The organism is Cytobacillus oceanisediminis, assembly GCF_022811925.1.
Taxonomy (GTDB): domain Bacteria; phylum Bacillota; class Bacilli; order Bacillales; family Cytobacillaceae; genus Cytobacillus; species Cytobacillus oceanisediminis_D.
Window position 1 is genome coordinate 2,083,376 of the sequence record NZ_CP065511.1, and the last position, 17,991, is coordinate 2,101,366.

Annotated in this window: 19 protein-coding genes; all 19 read left to right on the top strand. The window is 41.2% G+C overall.

Features of this window, described 5'->3' with window-relative positions; translation table 11 throughout:
- Positions 1-3 precede the first annotated feature (3 nt).
- Positions 4-273: a flagellar biosynthesis protein FliQ gene (gene fliQ / locus IRB79_RS10705; RefSeq protein ID WP_009330744.1), complete on the top strand. Its 270-nt coding sequence runs from the start codon at positions 4-6 to the stop codon at positions 271-273.
- A gap of 4 nt (positions 274-277) precedes the next feature.
- Entirely contained in the window at positions 278-1,054 is a 777-nt protein-coding gene (gene fliR / locus IRB79_RS10710; RefSeq protein WP_243508419.1) for a flagellar biosynthetic protein FliR, read from the top strand.
- Between the two features lies 1 nt (position 1,055).
- Positions 1,056-2,141 carry a flagellar biosynthesis protein FlhB gene (gene flhB, locus IRB79_RS10715; protein WP_243508420.1) on the top strand — a complete coding sequence of 362 codons (1,086 nt, stop codon included), beginning with the start codon at positions 1,056-1,058 and terminating at the stop codon, positions 2,139-2,141.
- A 190-nt stretch (positions 2,142-2,331) separates the two neighbouring features.
- On the top strand, positions 2,332-4,368 hold the full coding sequence (gene flhA / locus IRB79_RS10720) for a flagellar biosynthesis protein FlhA (protein ID WP_243508421.1): 2,037 nt from the start codon (positions 2,332-2,334) through the stop codon (positions 4,366-4,368).
- A complete protein-coding gene (gene flhF, locus IRB79_RS10725; protein WP_243508422.1) occupies positions 4,365-5,513 on the top strand; it encodes a flagellar biosynthesis GTPase FlhF in 1,149 nt (382 codons plus the stop codon). Before flhA ends, flhF begins: the two co-directional genes overlap by 4 nt.
- A complete protein-coding gene (locus tag IRB79_RS10730) occupies positions 5,510-6,382 on the top strand; it encodes a MinD/ParA family protein (protein ID WP_243508423.1) in 873 nt (290 codons plus the stop codon). Before flhF ends, IRB79_RS10730 begins: the two co-directional genes overlap by 4 nt.
- A 6-nt stretch (positions 6,383-6,388) precedes the next feature.
- A complete protein-coding gene (locus tag IRB79_RS10735; protein ID WP_243508424.1) occupies positions 6,389-7,486 on the top strand; it encodes a protein-glutamate methylesterase/protein-glutamine glutaminase in 1,098 nt (365 codons plus the stop codon).
- Positions 7,487-7,505: 19 nt separating this feature from the next.
- Positions 7,506-9,542, top strand: coding sequence for a chemotaxis protein CheA (locus IRB79_RS10740; RefSeq protein ID WP_243508425.1), 2,037 nt, complete (start codon positions 7,506-7,508; stop codon positions 9,540-9,542).
- A 33-nt stretch (positions 9,543-9,575) separates the two neighbouring features.
- Positions 9,576-10,052 carry a chemotaxis protein CheW gene (locus IRB79_RS10745; RefSeq protein ID WP_243508426.1) on the top strand — a complete coding sequence of 159 codons (477 nt, stop codon included), beginning with the start codon at positions 9,576-9,578 and terminating at the stop codon, positions 10,050-10,052.
- On the top strand, positions 10,049-10,690 hold the full coding sequence (locus IRB79_RS10750) for a chemotaxis protein CheC (protein WP_243508427.1): 642 nt from the start codon (positions 10,049-10,051) through the stop codon (positions 10,688-10,690). The genes IRB79_RS10745 and IRB79_RS10750 overlap by 4 nt, the downstream gene beginning before the upstream one ends.
- Positions 10,683-11,180: a chemotaxis protein CheD gene (locus IRB79_RS10755; RefSeq protein WP_243508428.1), complete on the top strand. Its 498-nt coding sequence runs from the start codon at positions 10,683-10,685 to the stop codon at positions 11,178-11,180. The genes IRB79_RS10750 and IRB79_RS10755 overlap by 8 nt, the downstream gene beginning before the upstream one ends.
- A 288-nt stretch (positions 11,181-11,468) precedes the next feature.
- The gene (locus IRB79_RS10760) at positions 11,469-12,224 is read left to right on the top strand and encodes a FliA/WhiG family RNA polymerase sigma factor (protein ID WP_243508429.1); all 756 of its coding nucleotides are present in this window, start codon (positions 11,469-11,471) and stop codon (positions 12,222-12,224) included.
- A 37-nt stretch (positions 12,225-12,261) separates the two neighbouring features.
- Positions 12,262-13,650 (top strand): flagellar assembly protein A, encoded by a 1,389-nt coding sequence (locus IRB79_RS10765; RefSeq protein ID WP_243508430.1) that lies wholly within the window; start codon positions 12,262-12,264, stop codon positions 13,648-13,650.
- Positions 13,651-13,656: 6 nt separating this feature from the next.
- Positions 13,657-13,968: a hypothetical protein gene (locus IRB79_RS10770; protein WP_243508431.1), complete on the top strand. Its 312-nt coding sequence runs from the start codon at positions 13,657-13,659 to the stop codon at positions 13,966-13,968.
- Between the two features lie 9 nt (positions 13,969-13,977).
- Positions 13,978-14,577 carry a DUF6115 domain-containing protein gene (locus IRB79_RS10775; RefSeq protein ID WP_243508432.1) on the top strand — a complete coding sequence of 200 codons (600 nt, stop codon included), beginning with the start codon at positions 13,978-13,980 and terminating at the stop codon, positions 14,575-14,577.
- Positions 14,578-14,724: 147 nt separating this feature from the next.
- Positions 14,725-15,426, top strand: a complete 702-nt coding sequence (gene rpsB, locus IRB79_RS10780; RefSeq protein ID WP_009330721.1) for a 30S ribosomal protein S2 — start codon at positions 14,725-14,727, stop codon at positions 15,424-15,426.
- Positions 15,427-15,615: 189 nt separating this feature from the next.
- Complete coding sequence (gene tsf, locus IRB79_RS10785) at positions 15,616-16,497, top strand: translation elongation factor Ts (protein ID WP_061791039.1); 882 nt, start codon at positions 15,616-15,618, stop codon at positions 16,495-16,497.
- Positions 16,498-16,617: 120 nt separating this feature from the next.
- Positions 16,618-17,343 carry a UMP kinase gene (gene pyrH, locus IRB79_RS10790; protein ID WP_009330717.1) on the top strand — a complete coding sequence of 242 codons (726 nt, stop codon included), beginning with the start codon at positions 16,618-16,620 and terminating at the stop codon, positions 17,341-17,343.
- Positions 17,343-17,900, top strand: a complete 558-nt coding sequence (frr, locus tag IRB79_RS10795) for a ribosome recycling factor (RefSeq protein WP_221877829.1) — start codon at positions 17,343-17,345, stop codon at positions 17,898-17,900. Before pyrH ends, frr begins: the two co-directional genes overlap by 1 nt.
- Positions 17,901-17,991: the final 91 nt, after the last annotated feature.

Genomic DNA, 17,991 nt, shown 5'->3' on the forward strand with positions numbered 1-17,991 from the left:
AGAATGACTCCAGAAACAGTTATATCCATTGCAGAAAGAGGGATTATCACCGTTCTTATGATTTGCGGTCCCTTGTTAATTCTGGCTCTAGTAGTGGGCTTGGTTGTCAGCATCTTTCAGGCAACAACTCAAATTCAGGAACAGACGCTGGCATTTATTCCTAAGATCGTAGCGGTCCTAGTCGGTGTTGTTTTCTTTGGGCCATGGATGCTTAGCCATATGCTCTCTTATGCAAATGAAATTTTCTCTAATTTGACCAGGTTTGTTGGCTGATGACATGTTAGATTTTCTGCCTTCTTTTCCTGCCTTTTTACTTATTTTTGTAAGGGTGACATCTTTCTTTTTAATGATGCCCCTTTTTTCATACAGGTCCATCCCGGCTGCACATAAAATTGGCCTTGGCTTCTTTCTGGCATGGATAATGTTCTTGGGAATGGATGTGCCAGTGCTTGAAATTGACGGCACTTATTTTCTTTTGATAATCAAGGAAGCATTGGTAGGGCTGATCGTCGGATTTATTGCGTATTTGATTCTTTCTGCGATTCAAATTGCGGGGGGATTCATTGATTTCCAGATGGGTTTTGCCATTGCAAATGTCATTGATCCTCAGACAGGCGCGCAAAGTCCATTAATGGGACAGTATTTGTATACGATAGCTCTCTTTTTTCTATTAACTGTCAATGGGCACCATTTAATGCTTGATGGAGTGTTCTACAGCTACAATTTTATCCCTCTGGATCAGGCATGGATTTCTTTTGGGGATGAGGATATGGCTGAATATGTCATAAAATCCCTGAATACGATGTTCGTTATTGCCTTTCAGATGTCCATTCCTGTTGTCGGCAGTCTATTTCTTGTAGATGTAGCATTAGGGATTGTCGCCAGAACAGTTCCGCAGCTGAATGTTTTTGTCGTCGGCCTTCCTTTGAAAATTGGCGTTAGTTTTATTGTTCTAATCATTGTTATGAGCGTATTAATGTATTCTGTTTCCCTTGCGTTTGAAACGATGCTGCAGACAATGAGAGGGCTTATGGAGCTTATGGGAGGTTCATAGAATGAAGTTATTGCTATCTTTAGATCTCCAGCTTTTTTCCGGAGAAAAAACAGAAAAAGCCACACCGAAAAAGAGGCAGGATTCCAGAAAAAAAGGACAAGTAGCAAAAAGCCAGGATGTAAATACAGCCATTGTCCTTCTGGCGGTGTTTCTGTTTTTGCTGTTTGCCGGTTCGTATTTGAAGAATATCATCCTATATATTTTTACGCATTCATTTAATGATTATATGATGATGCCGCTGACTGAGGCGAATATACAGGTGATCTTTCTTGATGTCTTAAAAGAATTGGTGCTTTTTTTAGGTCCAATCATGCTGGTTGCTATGCTGGCGGGTATTGCTGGAAACTTCATGCAGGTGGGAACTCTTTTTTCAACTGAAGCAATTCAGCCTAAATTGGAGAAACTGGATCCAATAAAAGGATTCAAGCGGATTTTTTCCATGAGAGCGATTGTGGAGCTGCTGAAGTCGATGCTCAAAATTGCTTTTGTGGGTGTCGCTGCGTTTGCTGTTTTATGGTTAAGAATAGATGAAATATTAATTCTTTCTCAAAAATCGGTTGGAACGGCAATGGTCACACTTGCCAGCCTGACCGTTCAAATGGGTTTAATTGCTTCAGCGGCACTCCTGTTTTTATCCGTCCTGGATTATCTGTATCAAAAATATGATTTTGAAAAGAACATCCGAATGTCAAAACAGGATATTAAAGATGAGCACAAAAATATTGAAGGGGATCCATTAATTAAATCCAAGATTAAACAGAGGCAGCGGGAAATGGCGATGAGAAGGATGATGCAGGAAGTCCCTAAAGCGGATGTGGTCATCACCAATCCAACTCATTTTGCCATAGCCCTGAGCTACGATGAATCCAAAAGTGATGCTCCCATTGTAGTAGCGAAAGGCGTTGACTTTGTTGCTCAAAAGATTAAATTAATCGCAAAGGAACATGATGTGATTGCTGTTGAAAACAGGCCGCTTGCCAGGGCGCTATACAGCCAGGCGGAAATAGGGCAGGCCATCCCTGAGGAATTTTTTAAAGCTGTCGCAGAGATTTTAGCTTATGTGTACAGAACCAAAAACAAAATTTAACCAGTTAAATATTTATTAGAAATAGCTGGTCTTAGGAAGCTGTTGAATGGCTGCCAAGGCGTTTCCGCTTTTTGTAAAATAAGAAAGTATATCTTTGAACTGCGATAACTGTCTAGCTCCAGCGCCTACCCCCTCGAGGTGTCGGGGGTGAGCAAGGCGCTTGCGCTTTTCTAGTAAGGAGAGAGTTTCAATGCAAGTAAGAGACTTATCAGTATTGATGAGTGTAATTCTAATAGTAGCCATGCTTATTATCCCTTTTCCGCCTTGGCTTTTAAGTGTACTGATAATCATTAATATTGCGCTTGCACTTATGGTTTTGCTGACAGCCATGAATATGAAGGAAGCGCTCGAATTTTCCATTTTCCCTTCCTTAATATTGTTAATGACTTTATTCAGGCTGGGGTTAAATGTTTCTACGACCAGATCCATTCTATCAGAAGGGGAAGCCGGAAAAGTTGTTGAAACATTTGGCTCTTTCGTAACAGGGGGAAACGTCATTGTCGGTCTCGTTGTATTCTTAATACTCATCATTATCCAGTTTATCGTCATTACTAAGGGATCTGAGAGAGTCTCCGAAGTAGCAGCGCGTTTTACTCTTGACGCGATGCCAGGTAAACAAATGAGTATCGACGCAGATTTGAATGCAGGTATGATTTCAGAGCATGAAGCCAGGGAACGCCGCGAAAAAATCAGCCGTGAATCTGATTTTTACGGTTCAATGGATGGTGCGAGCAAATTTGTAAAAGGTGACGCTATTGCGGGAATCATTATAACTCTAATAAACCTTCTGTTCGGTGTGGTCATCGGGATGATGCAGCTCGGGCTTCCGTTTGGAGAGGCAGCCATGAAATACTCGACGCTAACGGTTGGTGACGGAATTGTCAGCCAAATCCCGGCACTGTTAATTTCCACTGCAACGGGTATTGTGGTAACAAGGGCAGCATCTGATGGAAATATTGGTAAAGATATTACTTCCCAGCTGTTTGCTTATCCGAAAATGTTATATGTTACTGGCGGAACTATTATTCTTTTAGGTTTACTGACACCAATCGGGCTCGTGCTAACCTTGCCGATTGGCGGTTTAATGATTTTCGGGGGTTACACGATTGCAAAGACTCCCCAGCCTGATAAAGAACAATTGCTGGAGATGGAAGAAGAATTTGAAACCGATGAAATGAAAAGTCCTGAAAGTGTGGTTAACCTCTTAAATGTAGATCCGATTGAATTCGAATTTGGCTATGGGCTAATTCCTCTTGCCGATACGAATCAGGGCGGCGACCTTCTGGATAGGATTGTTATGATCAGAAGGCAGCTGGCGGTCGAATTGGGGCTTGTCATACCTGTCGTAAGGATACGTGACAATATTCAGCTGCAGCCGAATGAATACAGATTGAAGATTAAAGGAAATGAAATGGCACGCGGCGAGCTTCTGCTCGATCATTATTTAGCCATGAGTCCTGGTATTGAAGATGATAGCATCGAAGGTATTGATACGATTGAGCCATCATTTGGTCTGCCGGCTAAATGGATAACAGAAGAAATGAAAGAGCAGGCAGAAATATTTGGATATACAGTCGTTGATCCTCCATCTGTTGTTTCTACTCATATTACAGAAGTAATAAAAAGCAATGCCCATGAATTATTAGGCCGCCAGGAAACAAAACAGCTGATTGACCATGTCAAGGAAAGCTATCCAATCCTTGTTGACGAGGTGACCCCAAATCCATTGTCAGTGGGTGAAGTTCAAAAGGTACTTGCGAAATTATTAAGGGAAAACGTTTCAATCCGGAATTTGCCGGTTATTTTTGAAACACTTGCTGATTTCGCAAAATCTACGAGTGATACAGACCTTCTTACCGAGTATGCCCGTCAGGCTTTGGCCAGACAAATTACTAACCAGTTTTCACAGCAGGGTGACTCTATAAAAGTCGTAACCCTATCAGGGAAAGTCGAGAAAATGGTTGCAGAAGGCGTTCAGCAGACAGAGCATGGCAATTATTTATCCATGGACCCAACGGTATCGCAGAATATTCTGGAATCCATTGCTTCGCAGGTGGAACAGCTTTCACTGATGGAGCAGACGCCAATTGTCCTTTGTTCCCCAGCAGTCAGAATGTATGTAAGGCAATTAACAGAAAGGTATTTTCCGCAAGTACCGATTCTTTCCTATAACGAACTGGAAGCAAATGCGGAAGTTCAAAGTGTCGGGGTGGTGAATATTGATTGAAGGTAAAAAAGTTTATGGCAGCATCGATGCCTGATGCGATGAGACAAATCCGTGCGGAGCTAGGCAAGGATGCTGTAATACTAAATTCGAGAGTAGTATATACCGGCGGAGTTCTAGGCTTTTTTAAAAAAAGGAATATTGAAGTGATGGCCGCGGTGGACTCGAGTCAGGAATTAGAGCATAAGCCTGCAGTAAAGCCTGGAGCGGTCCCGGCTCCTTCAGACCATAACAAAGGGAATGCAGGAGAAGCTCAATTTTCCAGTTCGAAAACTTCAGATGATCTGATTAGAGAGATAAGCAGCCTGAAACAGATGTTGTCTTCTATGGCCAGTTCACAGCAGGCAAGTCCTGTTTACCCTGAAGCGATAAGAAAAGTCCTGTTCATTCTTGATGAGCAGGAAATTGAAAAGTCCGTTCAGGATCAGGTGCTTCAAGCATTGCTGGAAAAGTGGTACTTGTGTAGTGCGAACGCTAAGGATTCTGAAATAGTGGCCTGGCTGCACGATGAACTTGTAAAGCAAATTGGGGATATTCCATTCAGCGGGATTTCTTTCAGCAAAAAATATATCAATGTAGCAGGCCCAACAGGTGTAGGAAAAACCACTACATTGGCAAAAATGGCAGCAGAGTGTGTAATTAAACATAAAAAAAAGGCTGCATTTATCACAGCCGACACTTATAGGATAGCAGCGATTGATCAATTAAAAACCTATGCAAGTATCCTGAATGTACCTTTAGAAGTTTGCTATACAATAGAAGATTTCAGACATGCAGCGGATAAACTGAAAGAATATGATGTGGTTTTAATTGATACAGCAGGGCGGAATTTCAGAAACAAACAGTATGTAGAAGATTTAAAGAATGTCATTGATTTTGAGAATGATATGGAAACCTTTTTAGTGCTTTCGCTTACCGCGAAACAAAAGGATATGGAAGATATTTATAACCAGTTTTCCATTATAGACATTGATAAGCTTATCTTTACAAAGGCAGATGAAACGTCAACTTATGGTTCCATGTACAACATAATTCATAAATACAAAAAGGGTGCCGCTTATATTACAAATGGACAGGATGTTCCTGATGATATCCTGATGGCAGGACCAGAGGTTATTGTTAAACAACTAATGGGGAATAAGAAATGAACGATCAGGCAGAAAGGCTAAGAGCCAGGCTGAAAGAAGAAGACAGCCGAAATCATCAATTTAAAACAATAGCAGTTGTAAGTGGAAAAGGGGGAGTAGGGAAATCCAATTTCTCATTGAATTTTTCCATTTCCCTATGCAAAACCGGCCACAGGGTATTGTTATTCGATTTGGATATTGGTATGGGAAATCTTGAGATTCTAATGGGAAGGTCGGCTAAATATTCAATTGCTGACTTTTTAGAAAAGAATATCCCGCTGAAAAATATTATTTCTGAGGGACCTCATGGACTTGACTATATTGGCGGAGGGACTGGCCTCTCGCATTTTGTGAAACTGAATGATGAGCAAATTTCAAGATTCACAGGAGAACTTGCTAATCTCATCCAAAATTATGATTATATCATCTTTGATATGGGTGCAGGCATTACAGAAGAATCGGCGAAGTTCATACTCTCAGTCCAGGAAATTGCGGTTATTACTACACCCGAACCAACGTCTATCACTGATGCATACTCTGTAATGAAGCATATACATCTTTTGGATGATAAAATCCCATTTCATTTGGTCATTAATCGTTCTGAAGGAGAGAGAGAAGGGCAGGAAACGTATAAGAGGATTTCTGATGTCGTATCAAGATTTTTAGGGAGGGAAGCTGACCTCTTAGGAATCATTCCGGATGATCGCAGCATACAGCAGGCTGTTAAACGGCAAATCCCTTTCATTTTGCATCAAGGGAATTCAGCTGCTTCAAAAGCAATTCGGAATATGACTGAGAAAGTTGGCGGCAGGCCTATCGGCCATACTGGTGAACTCCCTTCTGTCCAATTTATTTCAAAGCTGAAAAAATTTCTTTTTAATAGGGGGTGAATCAGCATGAAGACAGTCAAAGTGCTTGTAGTAGATGATTCAGCCTTTATGAGAAAACTGATTGCGGATTTCCTATCTGCAGATGACAGAATTCAAGTTGTCGGCACAGCCAGAAACGGGGAAGAGTGTCTAAGGAAGATAAAAGAATTAAATCCTGACGCAGTAACCATGGATGTTGAAATGCCGGTTCTAAATGGCCTGGAAGCTCTCAAAATTATCATGAAGACCATGCCGGTCCCTGTAGTGATGCTTTCAAGCACAACGAATGAAGGTGCTGAAAACACCTTCACAGCCATGGAATATGGTGCAGTAGATTTTATTGCGAAGCCATCCGGGCCAATCTCACTGGACCTGCATAAAATAAAGACTGAATTAACAGAAAAAATAGTGCAGGCGAGCAATGCAAATATCAAAGGTCTGGTTAAATTTTCAGCTATTGGAAAAAAACCTGACGTACTCCAGCAAAATTATAGTAAAATAGAACCAGTACAATATGTTCAGCTCAGCCGTTCTGCTGGCAAATCGAGCCCGAATTTCAGACACCTAATTTGCATAGGTACTTCCACAGGCGGACCGCGGGCTCTTCAAAAAGTGCTAAGTGACCTCCCTGGAAATCTTAACGCACCTGTCCTGATTGTTCAGCATATGCCTGCCGGATTTACGAAATCGCTGGCTAGCAGACTAAACGGTTTATCAGATTTATCGGTAAAGGAAGCCGAGGAAGGGGATATTCTTCAGAACGGCACGGCATATATAGCTCCAGGAGGCTTTCATCTGACAGCAGCAAGATCAGGCAAGGATCTTGTAATTCATCTGGATAATTCACCGCCAAGGAACGGACACAGGCCTTCGGTTGATGTGATGTTTGAGTCCTTAGGTGAAATTAATGGGATTCAAAAAATTGCTGTCATCATGACAGGAATGGGAGCAGATGGAAAAAATGGCCTGATGGCATTGAAGAAAAACGGTGAAGTAAAGGCCATTGCTGAATCAAAAGAAACATCGATTGTATTTGGAATGCCGAGAGCAGTGATTGAGTCCGGTCTGGCAGATGATGTGCAGAATATTGAACGTATAGCAGAATCCATATTGAAATTTGTTTAAAGCCGAGGGGTGCAGGCACATGGAGATGAATCAATATTTAGAGGTATTTATTGAAGAAAGCAAGGAGCATTTGCAGGCGTGCAATGAACAGCTTCTTGAATTAGAGAAAAATCCTGAAGATATTAAAATAGTTAATGAGATATTCAGGTCAGCGCATACTCTAAAAGGCATGTCAGCCACCATGGGGTATGAAGATCTAGCAAATCTAACCCATCAAATGGAAAATGTGCTTGATGCAATCAGAAATCAGAAAATTAAAGTAAATGCTGAAATTCTGGATGTCGTTTTTCTGGCTGTTGATGATCTTGAAGCAATGGTCCAGTCAATTGCAGAAGGCGGTGACGGCAAAAGGGATGTTTCCGAAGCAGTAGAGAAATTAATGCTGATCGAAAAAGGGGAAAGTCCGGCGCAGTCATCAGCAAGAGCTGAAACGGCAGCAGCAATTGCAGAACCGCAAGGACTGATCAAGAGTACATATGATGATTTTGAATGGACAGTTATTCAGCAATCGAAGGAGCAGGGCTTTGAGTCCTATGAAATATCAATAGCATTGCGGGCAGATTGTCTGCTGAAAGCTGCCAGAGTATATATGGTTTTTGAAGTACTTGAGAAGAGCGGGGAAGTAATCAAAGCAACCCCTTCAGTTGAGCAGCTCGAAGAAGAGCAATTTGATCAGGAATTTTCCGTAACAATTGTGACAAAAGAAACAACTGAAGATATCCGTCAGAAACTTTTGAAGGTATCGGAAGTGGAAAGAATAGAAGTGCTGCCGCTATCTATGGGGAACTGCAGCCCTCAAGAAGCTGTGAAAGTGGAACAAGCTGCACTGCCTGCCGCGGAAGAGGCCACAGAGGCTGCTCCAGAGATGCCAAAAGAGGAAAAGAAAGCCCCGGCAGCAAAGCAAGTCAGCAATAAAACGATTAGGGTGAATATCGAAAGATTGGATATTCTTATGAATCTGTTTGAAGAATTGGTGATTGACAGGGGACGGCTTGAACAAATATCCAAGGAATTAAACAATCAGGAACTGCATGAAACGGTTGAGCATATGTCAAGGATCTCAGGAGACCTTCAGAATATTATTCTGAATATGCGCATGGTCCCAATCGAAACAGTATTTAATCGTTTTCCAAGAATGGTCAGACAATTGGCAAGAGATTTAAATAAAATGATCAACCTTGAAATTGTCGGGGCAGAAACTGAACTTGACCGGACGGTTATTGATGAAATTGGCGATCCGCTTGTTCACTTAATCCGAAATGCACTGGACCATGGGGTTGAAACGCCGGAAGTCCGCATAGAAAATGGAAAAAGTGAAGAAGGAAATGTCGTATTAAAGGCATATCACAGCGGCAATCATGTGTTCATTGAAATAGAGGACGATGGTGCAGGCATAAACAAAGATAAGGTTATAAAGAAAGCACTGAAAAACGGCATCATTACTGAGCAAACGGCTTCCACTCTTACGGACAAACAAGCTTATGAACTGATTTTTGCTTCTGGCTTCTCGACTGCGGATAAAATCTCAGATGTTTCCGGACGGGGTGTGGGGCTTGATGTTGTAAAGAATACAATCGAGTCATTGGGAGGATCAGTTTCAATTGATTCAAAAGTGGGACAGGGATCCATTTTCTCCATACAGCTGCCATTAACCTTATCCATTATTTCAGTCATGCTCGTTGAGATTGAGAAGGAAAAATACGCAATCCCTCTATCGTCTATTATTGAAACAGCTATTATCAGAAAAGAAGACATCTTAAGTGCACATAATCAAAAGGTGATTGATTTCAGAGGAAAAGTGGTTCCGCTCCTTTCTTTGAAGGAAATCTTTGAGGTGCCATCCGAGAGTCATGAAGAAGAATTCATTTCCGTTGTCATCGTCAGAAAAGGGGAAAAGATGGCCGGGCTTGTTGTAGATTCCTTTATTGGACAGCAGGAAGTGGTTTTAAAATCCCTTGGAAACTACTTAACCAGCGTGTTTGCCATTTCCGGTGCAACCATTTTAGGTGATGGACAGGTGGCCCTGATAGTAGACTGCAATGCATTGATTAAATAAATTAATTTTGACGTTTATAAAGGAGTGAACAGGATGACTGAGACGGCAGCCGCGGATTTAAAATTGATTGTATTTCAGCTGAAAGATAAAGAATATGCGATTCCGGTTAATCAGGTGCGTTCAATTGAAAAGGTTGAGCATATAACCCGGGTTCCACGAACTGCAGGCTTTGTAAAAGGTGTAATCAATTTACGGGGTGTTGTGACGCCGATCATTAGTCTCAGAAGCAGATTTAATCTGGAAGAGGCTGAATATAATGAGCATTCACGAGTAATTATCGCGGTATTGGATGATAAGGAAGTCGGGCTGATTGTAGATTCTGCAAATGATGTCATTGATGTTGCCTTTGAATCTATTGAACCCCCGCCGGAGGTAATCGGTTCTGAAGAGGCCGATTTTATCAAGGGTGTAACGAAAATCGAAAAGCGATTATTTATCCTGATAGATTTGGAAAGAGTCCTGAATCCTGAAGAATTGACAGCCCAGGATGGACAAGGGATAGCAGGATGAATTTTTTAGACAAGAACATCAGCAGCTTGAAATTGGATATTCTTAAAGAAATCGGGAATATTGGAGCAGGGCATGCGGCGACTGCATTATCAACGCTTCTCAATAAAAAAATTGATATGTCTGTGCCGGATGTGAAAATTGTTTCTTTTGATGAAATGATCGATATGGCTGGAGGGGCAGAAAATGTAGTGGCCGGGGTGTTTCTAAGGATAGAAGGAGACGCCCCAGGCAGCATGTTTTTTGTCCTGCCTCTTGAACAGGCTGAAATCTTCATTCGTGAACTGCCTGGAAACATACCTTTCTGTGCAGATGAATTGCCATATGATGAACTTGCCCTATCGGCACTGCAGGAGCTTGGAAACATTCTCTCAGGTTCTTATTTATCTTCTTTATCGGATTTTACCAAACTATCACTTTTTCCTTCAGTGCCGATGCTAAGCATTGATATGGTGGGAGCAATAATAGGTACGGGGCTGCTGGAAATTTCACAGGTGAGCGATTTCGCCATCGTCATTGATACAGCTTTAAATGAAGAATTTCAAAATACGGATGCTGTAAATGGCCACTTTTTTTTGCTTCCTGATCCTGAATCTTTTCAAATCATTTTTAAGGCCTTGGGAGTCCCGGATCATGAATAATCTTATTGAAGTTGTAAAAGTAGGCATCGCAGATATGAATATTGTTAAAACCCCCAGCTTAATAAGGACATCAGGACTTGGTTCCTGTGTAGGTGTGGTTCTTTATGACCTTAGTGCAGAAATTGCCGGGCTTGCACATATTATGCTGCCTGATTCATCTCTTGCCAAAGGTACGAGCTTTAATTCAGCTAAATATGCTGATACTGCAATCAGGGACTTAGTGAGCCTTCTGGCGAAAAGTGGGATAAGACCTTCAGGATTAAAAGCGAAGATTGCCGGTGGAGCTCAAATGTTCAAGTACTCCTCCGGAAGTGATTTAATGAGGATTGGCCCAAGGAATGTAGAGGCGGTAAAACAGGAACTTTCATCCTTGAAAATTGCCATTTTAGCTGAAGATGTGGGGGGCCACAGCGGCAGAACAATCGAATTTAACCCTCAATCAGGCGAACTGATGATTCGGACTGTAAACAAAGTTCAAGTGATTATTTAAGCGCATGTTTTAAAGTATGTGCAGTTTTTAAAGAATCAGCTTTTTTATTCCGCTTTAAAAAATCTGTAAGCAAAATTCGCAAATTACTAGATTATCACCGCCAGCCATAAAAGCTGATTTTTCTCCGGCTTATTTTTAAATCTCTCCAATAACCTCTTCGAAGAACACGTCCCCTCTTTGTTGGTTAAAAGTGAGCGGTGAAGACGGAAGTTAATATTTTTATAGGAAACATTTTGATATACTGACAACAATAGTTAATAGAAATGGAAACGTTTGAGGAGGATGGCCATGGCAGACCTGATAACAGAAGAAAGCACATACTGGGCTAAATGGGTCGACTCTCGTGATGCTCAAGCGGGGAATTTTCTTGTGAAAAAATATTTGCCTCTTGTAAGCTATCATGTACAGCGGGTATCCGCTACCCTGCCGAAGAATGTTTCAAGAGATGACATTCGAAGCCTGGGGCTAATGGGGTTATATGACGCGCTGGAAAAATTTGATCCTGCAAGAGATTTGAAATTTGATACATATGCTTCTTTTCGCATTCGCGGTGCAATTCTGGATGGATTAAGAAAAGAAGATTGGCTTCCCCGAAGTACGAGGGATAAAGCGAAAAAAATTGAAACTGCCATTGAGAAGCTGGAGCAGCGGCTGATGCGCAATGCAACTGTACATGAAATTGCTGAAGAAGCAGAGATGCAGGAAGATGAAGTGTATTCTGTTATGAACGAACAATTTTACGCAAACATCCTTTCAATTGATGAACAGCCCGATGCTGAAGAAAAAGATGGAAGTTACTACATTAAGGATGAAAAAGCAATTATTCCAGAAGAAAAGGTATTAAAGAATGAAATTTTGGAAGAAATGGCTGAAAAAATCTTACAATTAAATGAAAAAGAGCAGCTGGTGCTAAGTTTATTTTATAAAGAGGAATTAACACTGACAGAAATTGGCGAAGTAATGGGCTTATCTACCTCCCGTATATCTCAAATACATTCAAAGTCAATTTTTAAGCTGAGGCAGCTGCTGGAAAAAGCAATATAACCTTATGTCATTTCTTTCTACAAAGGAAGGAATCAGCATGGAAAATCAATTTCAAATTATAGTCGATCCTCAACGCTTAGCTGCTTTAATTCAGCCGTTAGATATTAATAAGCTGGATGGAGCCGTTCACCATGAAAATTTGCACAAACTGCTTGCTGACGAAAAGATCACACTCGGTGTGAGCGAAGAAATAATCCAGAGAATCTGCAAAGATCCTTTCTCAGTGGAATATCCCATTCTATTAGCAAAAGGAATACCTGCAGAAAACGGCAGTGATGCATACCTGTTAAATGAAGTCACTTTTGACCAGCAAACGAGGAAAAAGGGATTTAATTTTAGAGATGTTCTCCATATTCCTTCTGTTAAAAAGGGACAGCTCCTGGCATCTGTTATTCCTTCTACCCCCGGTGCTCCCGGAAAAGATATTTTTGGACAGTCCGTACCGGCAAAGAATGGAAAATCTTTAAGAGTCAAAGCAGGAAAGAATGTATTTGTAAATGGCGACAAATATTATTCGCTATTGGATGGTCAGGTTAGTTTTACTCCAAACAGCATTTCTGTAAATCCGGTGTTTGAAGTGATTGGCGACCTTGACTTGAAAACCGGGAATATAAATTTTGTTGGGAATGTTATGATACGCGGCAATGTTCCTGCCGGTTATGAGATTAAAGCTGGAGGCGACATCATTGTTACCGGTCTGGTGGAAGGCTCTTTGTTGCAGGCGGATGGCAATGTGCTTATTTCTGGCGGAATTTCCGGCAGTCATAAAGGTTCAGTTATATCGGGAGGTTCTGTTCAGGCAGCATACCTAAATCAGGCAAAAGTAACTGCTGAACAGGACGTAATAATAACAAAATCAATCCTCCACAGTCATGTTCATGCTGGCGGAGCGATTAGGTGCAGCGGCGCATTGGTCATTGGAGGTAAGCTTCTGTCCGGCTCTGATATGGAGATTAAAGAACTGGGCAATCACTTATTTACTAAGACGGAGCTTTTTGCAGGGATGAACTCCAATTTGGATAAGGCCGAAAAAGAGCTCTTAAACGAATCAGCCAAACTGCAGGAAACAATCAAAAAGCTGGATAGTATTGAAGGAAGACTGACAGAAATGGCCAGGCTTACAGGAAAGCTGTCGGAAGAGCAAAGAACCATTATACTCAAACAAAGGGCCACAAAAGCCCATTTGCAGGATAAATTGACCAAAATAAATGAAGAGCTTGCCGAACTGGAAAAAGAAAAAGATGAAAAAATGAATGCTTCGATTCTTATTTATGGAAAGGTCTATCCAAACACTTCTATGCATTTTGGAAAATATTCAAAAGTGATCCGGCAGACAGTCAAATCTTTTAAGTTCCATTTTTCAAAGGGAGAAATAAGAAGTGATCCTTTAGAAACAGCGAAAAACGATCCTTTATTAAGGAAGTGATCTGGGATGAGTTTAAAATCAATAGAACTGCAGATAGCACTGCCAAGAACGTTTGACGCAGGTAAAATCCAGGATCAGCTTCAGCAGAGGGGACAGACAATCAGCGGGTTTGCTGCCGAAAGTACACGGGAAAATGGTGAGAAGCAGCGGACGACCGTGATAAAACATGAGCAGAAACAAAATGTCAATCTTGGCAATGATGACAGCGAAAGCCAAAAAGAGGCCGGGGGACATGATCGGAAAGAAAATCAGAAAAAAGACAGCAATGACAAACAGAACCATCCGTACAAAGGGAAGGTTATTGACTACAGCGGATAGAGGGATATCATGACAGCTTTTCTATTAGCTATTAGCCTGCTGCTGAATATTGTAGCGTTATTAGCCATTATTTTGCTGTTTCTGCGTCAGAATAAATTAATGGAAACAGAGAAAAAACAGGAGAAAGTGCTTGTTGAAATGGAAGAGGTTATATCTTCTTACCTTATTCAAATGAAGGAAGAAAACGATGATTTTATTAACAAATTTTCGCAGATAAATGCTAAAAACCAAATATCTGTAAAAGAAAAAAGTATCCGGTTAAATACGGAAGGAAAAAGTGATGAACATATAGCTAGTGCTGATGAGAAATCAATACGAATAGCCAGAGCATCCGTATTCCAGGCATCTAAAGCCTACAAAAATAATTTAAGGGCTTCAGAGGAAGAATTGAATGAAACAGAAGGTTTAACATCTATAAAGGAAGCTGAATCTGTAATGCAGTCAGACAGCAGTCAGCGGGCTAAAGAAGCGATTTTTTCATCAATGGAAGATCAAGTGTTTGTGATGAAAAAACAGGGAATGAATGTGGAGGATATTGCAAAGAAATTAGGAAAAGGGAAGACAGAAATCGAGTTAATGCTTAAATTTCGTCAAAATCAGCAAGAATAGCTTGATTGTGGAAAACACTTATGCTATATTAACAAATGGTGTTAATACACACGCTTATGGATTTAGCCGGATGGTGCTGTTCACATGCAGTTGCCGGCTGAAAATGATATGGGCGGAGGAAATAAAAACCATTAGGAGGAAACACAAATGTCAGTAATTTCAATGAAGCAATTGCTTGAAGCTGGTGTACACTTCGGACACCAAACACGCCGCTGGAACCCTAAGATGAAGAAATATATCTTCACTGAGCGTAACGGCATCTACATCATCGACCTTCAAAAGACTGTTAAGAAGGTAGAAGAGGCTTACAACTTCGTTAAGGAGCTTGCTGGAAACGGCGGTACAATCCTTTTCGTAGGAACTAAGAAACAAGCTCAAGATTCTGTTAAAGAAGAAGCAATCCGTTCTGGTATGTTCTATGTGAACCAGCGCTGGTTGGGCGGAACTTTAACAAACTTTGAAACAATCCAAAAGCGTATTGCGCGTTTAAAGGATATCGAAAGAATGTCTGAAGACGGAACTTTCGAAGTTCTTCCTAAAAAAGAAGTTGTTCAATTGAAGAAAGAGCAAGAGCGCTTAGAGAAGTTCTTAGGCGGAATCAAAGACATGAAGAGCCTTCCAGATGCTCTATTCATCATTGACCCGCGCAAAGAGCGAATTGCTGTTGCAGAAGCACATAAATTAAACATCCCTATCGTTGGTATCGTTGATACAAACTGTGATCCGGATGAAATTGATGTTGTAATTCCTGCAAACGATGATGCTATCCGTGCTGTTAAATTGTTAACAGGCAAAATGGCAGATGCTATCCTTGAAGCTAAACAAGGTGAAGAAGTTACAACTGCTTAATAGAAAAGCGGAGGCGCCTTGGAGCGCAGGAGCTGTACTGCTCTAAGGTGCTTTTTTCTTGATTTAAAGAAGGTGATAAGAGGGAGCACCCTTTATCACCTTTTTTTAAAGAAAAGCCAAAGTTTAGTTTTCCATACAGCTATAAATGGTAAAGATATTATTACATAACTCATTAAGGAGGATCTCATAATGGCAATTACTGCTCAAATGGTTAAAGAACTTCGTGAAAAAACAGGCGCAGGCATGATGGACTGCAAAAAAGCACTTCAGGAAACTGATGGTGATATGGAAAAAGCAATCGACTTCCTTCGTGAAAAAGGAATCGCTAAAGCTGCTAAGAAAGGTGACCGTATTGCTGCGGAAGGTCTTACTTCTGTTAAAGTTGACGGAAACGAAGCTGTTATCCTTGAAGTAAACTCTGAAACAGATTTCGTTGCAAAGAACGAAGGATTCCAAACTCTTGTAAAAGAAATCGCTGAGCATTTGCTTGCTAATAAGCCGGCTTCTGTAGAAGAAGCAGCTGGCCAGACAATGGCTAACGGTGCAACTTTAGAATCTCACATCAACAGTGCGATTGCTAAAATCGGAGAAAAGCTTTCTCTTCGCCGCTTCGAAATCAAAACAAAAACTGACAGCGATGCTTTCGGTGCTTACCTTCACATGGGCGGACGCATTGGTGTGTTAACAGTTCTTGAGGGAACAACTGACGAAGATGCAGCGAAAGATGTTGCAATGCATATTGCTGCCCTAAACCCTAAATATGTATCTCGTGATGAAGTATCACAGGACGAAGTAGAGCGCGAGCGTCAAGTGTTAACTCAGCAAGCTCTTAACGAAGGCAAGCCTGAGAACATCGTTGCTAAGATGGTTGAAGGGCGCCTTGGCAAATATTTCGAAGATGTTTGCGTAAACGACCAGGCTTTTGTTAAAAACCCTGATCAAAAAGTAGGCAAATTCGTTGAATCTAAAGGCGGAAAAATCCTTGAGTTCGTTCGCTACGAAGTTGGAGAAGGCATCGAAAAGCGTGAGGACAACTTCGCTGAAGAAGTAATGAACCAGGTTAAGAAGTAATTTTTGAATATTAATTAATTCAGCTATGATTCAGGGAACACTTTGTGTTCCCTGTTTTTCAAGAATGAGATAAAATTAAAGAAGCTATGGTGAGTTTTTATACTACATATGGAGGTTCTTATGAGCAGCCCTAAATACAAACGCGTGGTCTTGAAATTAAGTGGAGAAGCTTTAGCAGGAGAGCAAGGTTTCGGAATTAATCCTTCAGTGATTAAATCAATTGCTGCACAGGTTAAGGATCTGGCTGCATTAGGTGTTGAGGTTGCCGTTGTTGTCGGCGGCGGAAACATCTGGCGCGGAAAGATCGGAGAAGAAATGGGTATGGACAGAGCAAATGCCGACTATATGGGAATGCTTGCTACTGTCATGAACTCATTGGCGTTGCAGGATAGCCTCGAGAATCTCGGAGTAGAGACGAGAGTTCAAACCTCAATCGAGATGAGGCAGGTCGCTGAACCGTACATCCGCAGAAGAGCCATCCGCCATCTTGAGAAAAAGCGGGTTGTGATCTTTGCTGCAGGAACCGGAAATCCTTACTTCTCTACTGATACAACAGCAGCATTGCGAGCTGCAGAAATTGAAGCAGAAGTAATTCTAATGGCGAAAAACAATGTAGATGGCGTTTATTCAGCTGACCCTCGCATTGATAAAAATGCTAAGAAATATGATGAGCTTTCCTATCTTGATGTATTGAAAGAAGGATTGGCTGTCATGGATTCTACAGCTTCATCTTTATGCATGGATAACAACATTCCATTAATTGTGTTCTCAATTATGGAAAAAGGCAATATTAACCGCGCCGTAATGGGTGAAACAATCGGAACAATCGTTAGGGGGAAAAAATAATGCCAAAACAAGTTATTGCAGATGCAAAAGAAAGAATGACTAAAGCAATTTCAGCTTACACAAGGGAGCTTGCGAGCATCCGTGCAGGTAAAGCAAATGCTTCATTGCTTGATCGCATCACTGTTGATTACTATGGTGCGCCGACTCCTGTAAATCAGCTTGCCGGGGTGTCTGCTCCAGAAGCACGCCTTTTAGTCATTACTCCTTATGACAAATCCATTCTTGGAGAAATTGAAAAAGCCATTCTTAAATCTGATATCGGCTTAAATCCGTCAAATGACGGCAGTGTTATCAGACTGGCTATTCCTCAGCTTACTGAAGAACGCCGCAAAGAGCTCGTAAAGGTTGTCAAAAAAGAATCTGAAGACGCCAAAGTTGCTATCCGGAATGTTCGCCGCGATGCCAATGATGACCTTAAGAAGCTTGAGAAAAATGGGGAGATCACAGAAGACGATCTTCGCGGTTTTTCTGACGACATTCAAAAACTTACTGATGACCACATCAGTAAGATTGACGAATTAACAAAAGAAAAAGAAAAAGAAATTCTTGCAGTCTAATGACTCTATACTGAGAACCCTCTATCAATAGGGGGTTCTTTTACTCTTTGGGAGCATACATAATCAGATCGTGTGTTTATGCGCTGACTTC

Excerpts from the sequence above, each read along its gene's own strand:
- fliQ (WP_009330744.1), top strand. The coding sequence starts at position 4 with ATGACTCCAGAAACAGTTATATCCATTGCAGAAAGAGGGATTATCACC.
- fliR (WP_243508419.1), top strand. The coding sequence starts at position 278 with ATGTTAGATTTTCTGCCTTCTTTTCCTGCCTTTTTACTTATTTTTGTA.
- flhB (WP_243508420.1), top strand. The coding sequence starts at position 1,056 with ATGAAGTTATTGCTATCTTTAGATCTCCAGCTTTTTTCCGGAGAAAAA.
- flhA (WP_243508421.1), top strand. The coding sequence starts at position 2,332 with ATGCAAGTAAGAGACTTATCAGTATTGATGAGTGTAATTCTAATAGTA.
- IRB79_RS10730 (WP_243508423.1), top strand. The coding sequence starts at position 5,510 with ATGAACGATCAGGCAGAAAGGCTAAGAGCCAGGCTGAAAGAAGAAGAC.
- IRB79_RS10735 (WP_243508424.1), top strand. The coding sequence starts at position 6,389 with ATGAAGACAGTCAAAGTGCTTGTAGTAGATGATTCAGCCTTTATGAGA.
- IRB79_RS10740 (WP_243508425.1), top strand. The coding sequence starts at position 7,506 with ATGGAGATGAATCAATATTTAGAGGTATTTATTGAAGAAAGCAAGGAG.
- IRB79_RS10745 (WP_243508426.1), top strand. The coding sequence starts at position 9,576 with ATGACTGAGACGGCAGCCGCGGATTTAAAATTGATTGTATTTCAGCTG.
- IRB79_RS10750 (WP_243508427.1), top strand. The coding sequence starts at position 10,049 with ATGAATTTTTTAGACAAGAACATCAGCAGCTTGAAATTGGATATTCTT.
- IRB79_RS10755 (WP_243508428.1), top strand. The coding sequence starts at position 10,683 with ATGAATAATCTTATTGAAGTTGTAAAAGTAGGCATCGCAGATATGAAT.
- IRB79_RS10760 (WP_243508429.1), top strand. The coding sequence starts at position 11,469 with ATGGCAGACCTGATAACAGAAGAAAGCACATACTGGGCTAAATGGGTC.
- IRB79_RS10765 (WP_243508430.1), top strand. The coding sequence starts at position 12,262 with ATGGAAAATCAATTTCAAATTATAGTCGATCCTCAACGCTTAGCTGCT.
- IRB79_RS10770 (WP_243508431.1), top strand. The coding sequence starts at position 13,657 with ATGAGTTTAAAATCAATAGAACTGCAGATAGCACTGCCAAGAACGTTT.
- IRB79_RS10775 (WP_243508432.1), top strand. The coding sequence starts at position 13,978 with ATGACAGCTTTTCTATTAGCTATTAGCCTGCTGCTGAATATTGTAGCG.
- rpsB (WP_009330721.1), top strand. The coding sequence starts at position 14,725 with ATGTCAGTAATTTCAATGAAGCAATTGCTTGAAGCTGGTGTACACTTC.
- tsf (WP_061791039.1), top strand. The coding sequence starts at position 15,616 with ATGGCAATTACTGCTCAAATGGTTAAAGAACTTCGTGAAAAAACAGGC.
- pyrH (WP_009330717.1), top strand. The coding sequence starts at position 16,618 with ATGAGCAGCCCTAAATACAAACGCGTGGTCTTGAAATTAAGTGGAGAA.
- frr (WP_221877829.1), top strand. The coding sequence starts at position 17,343 with ATGCCAAAACAAGTTATTGCAGATGCAAAAGAAAGAATGACTAAAGCA.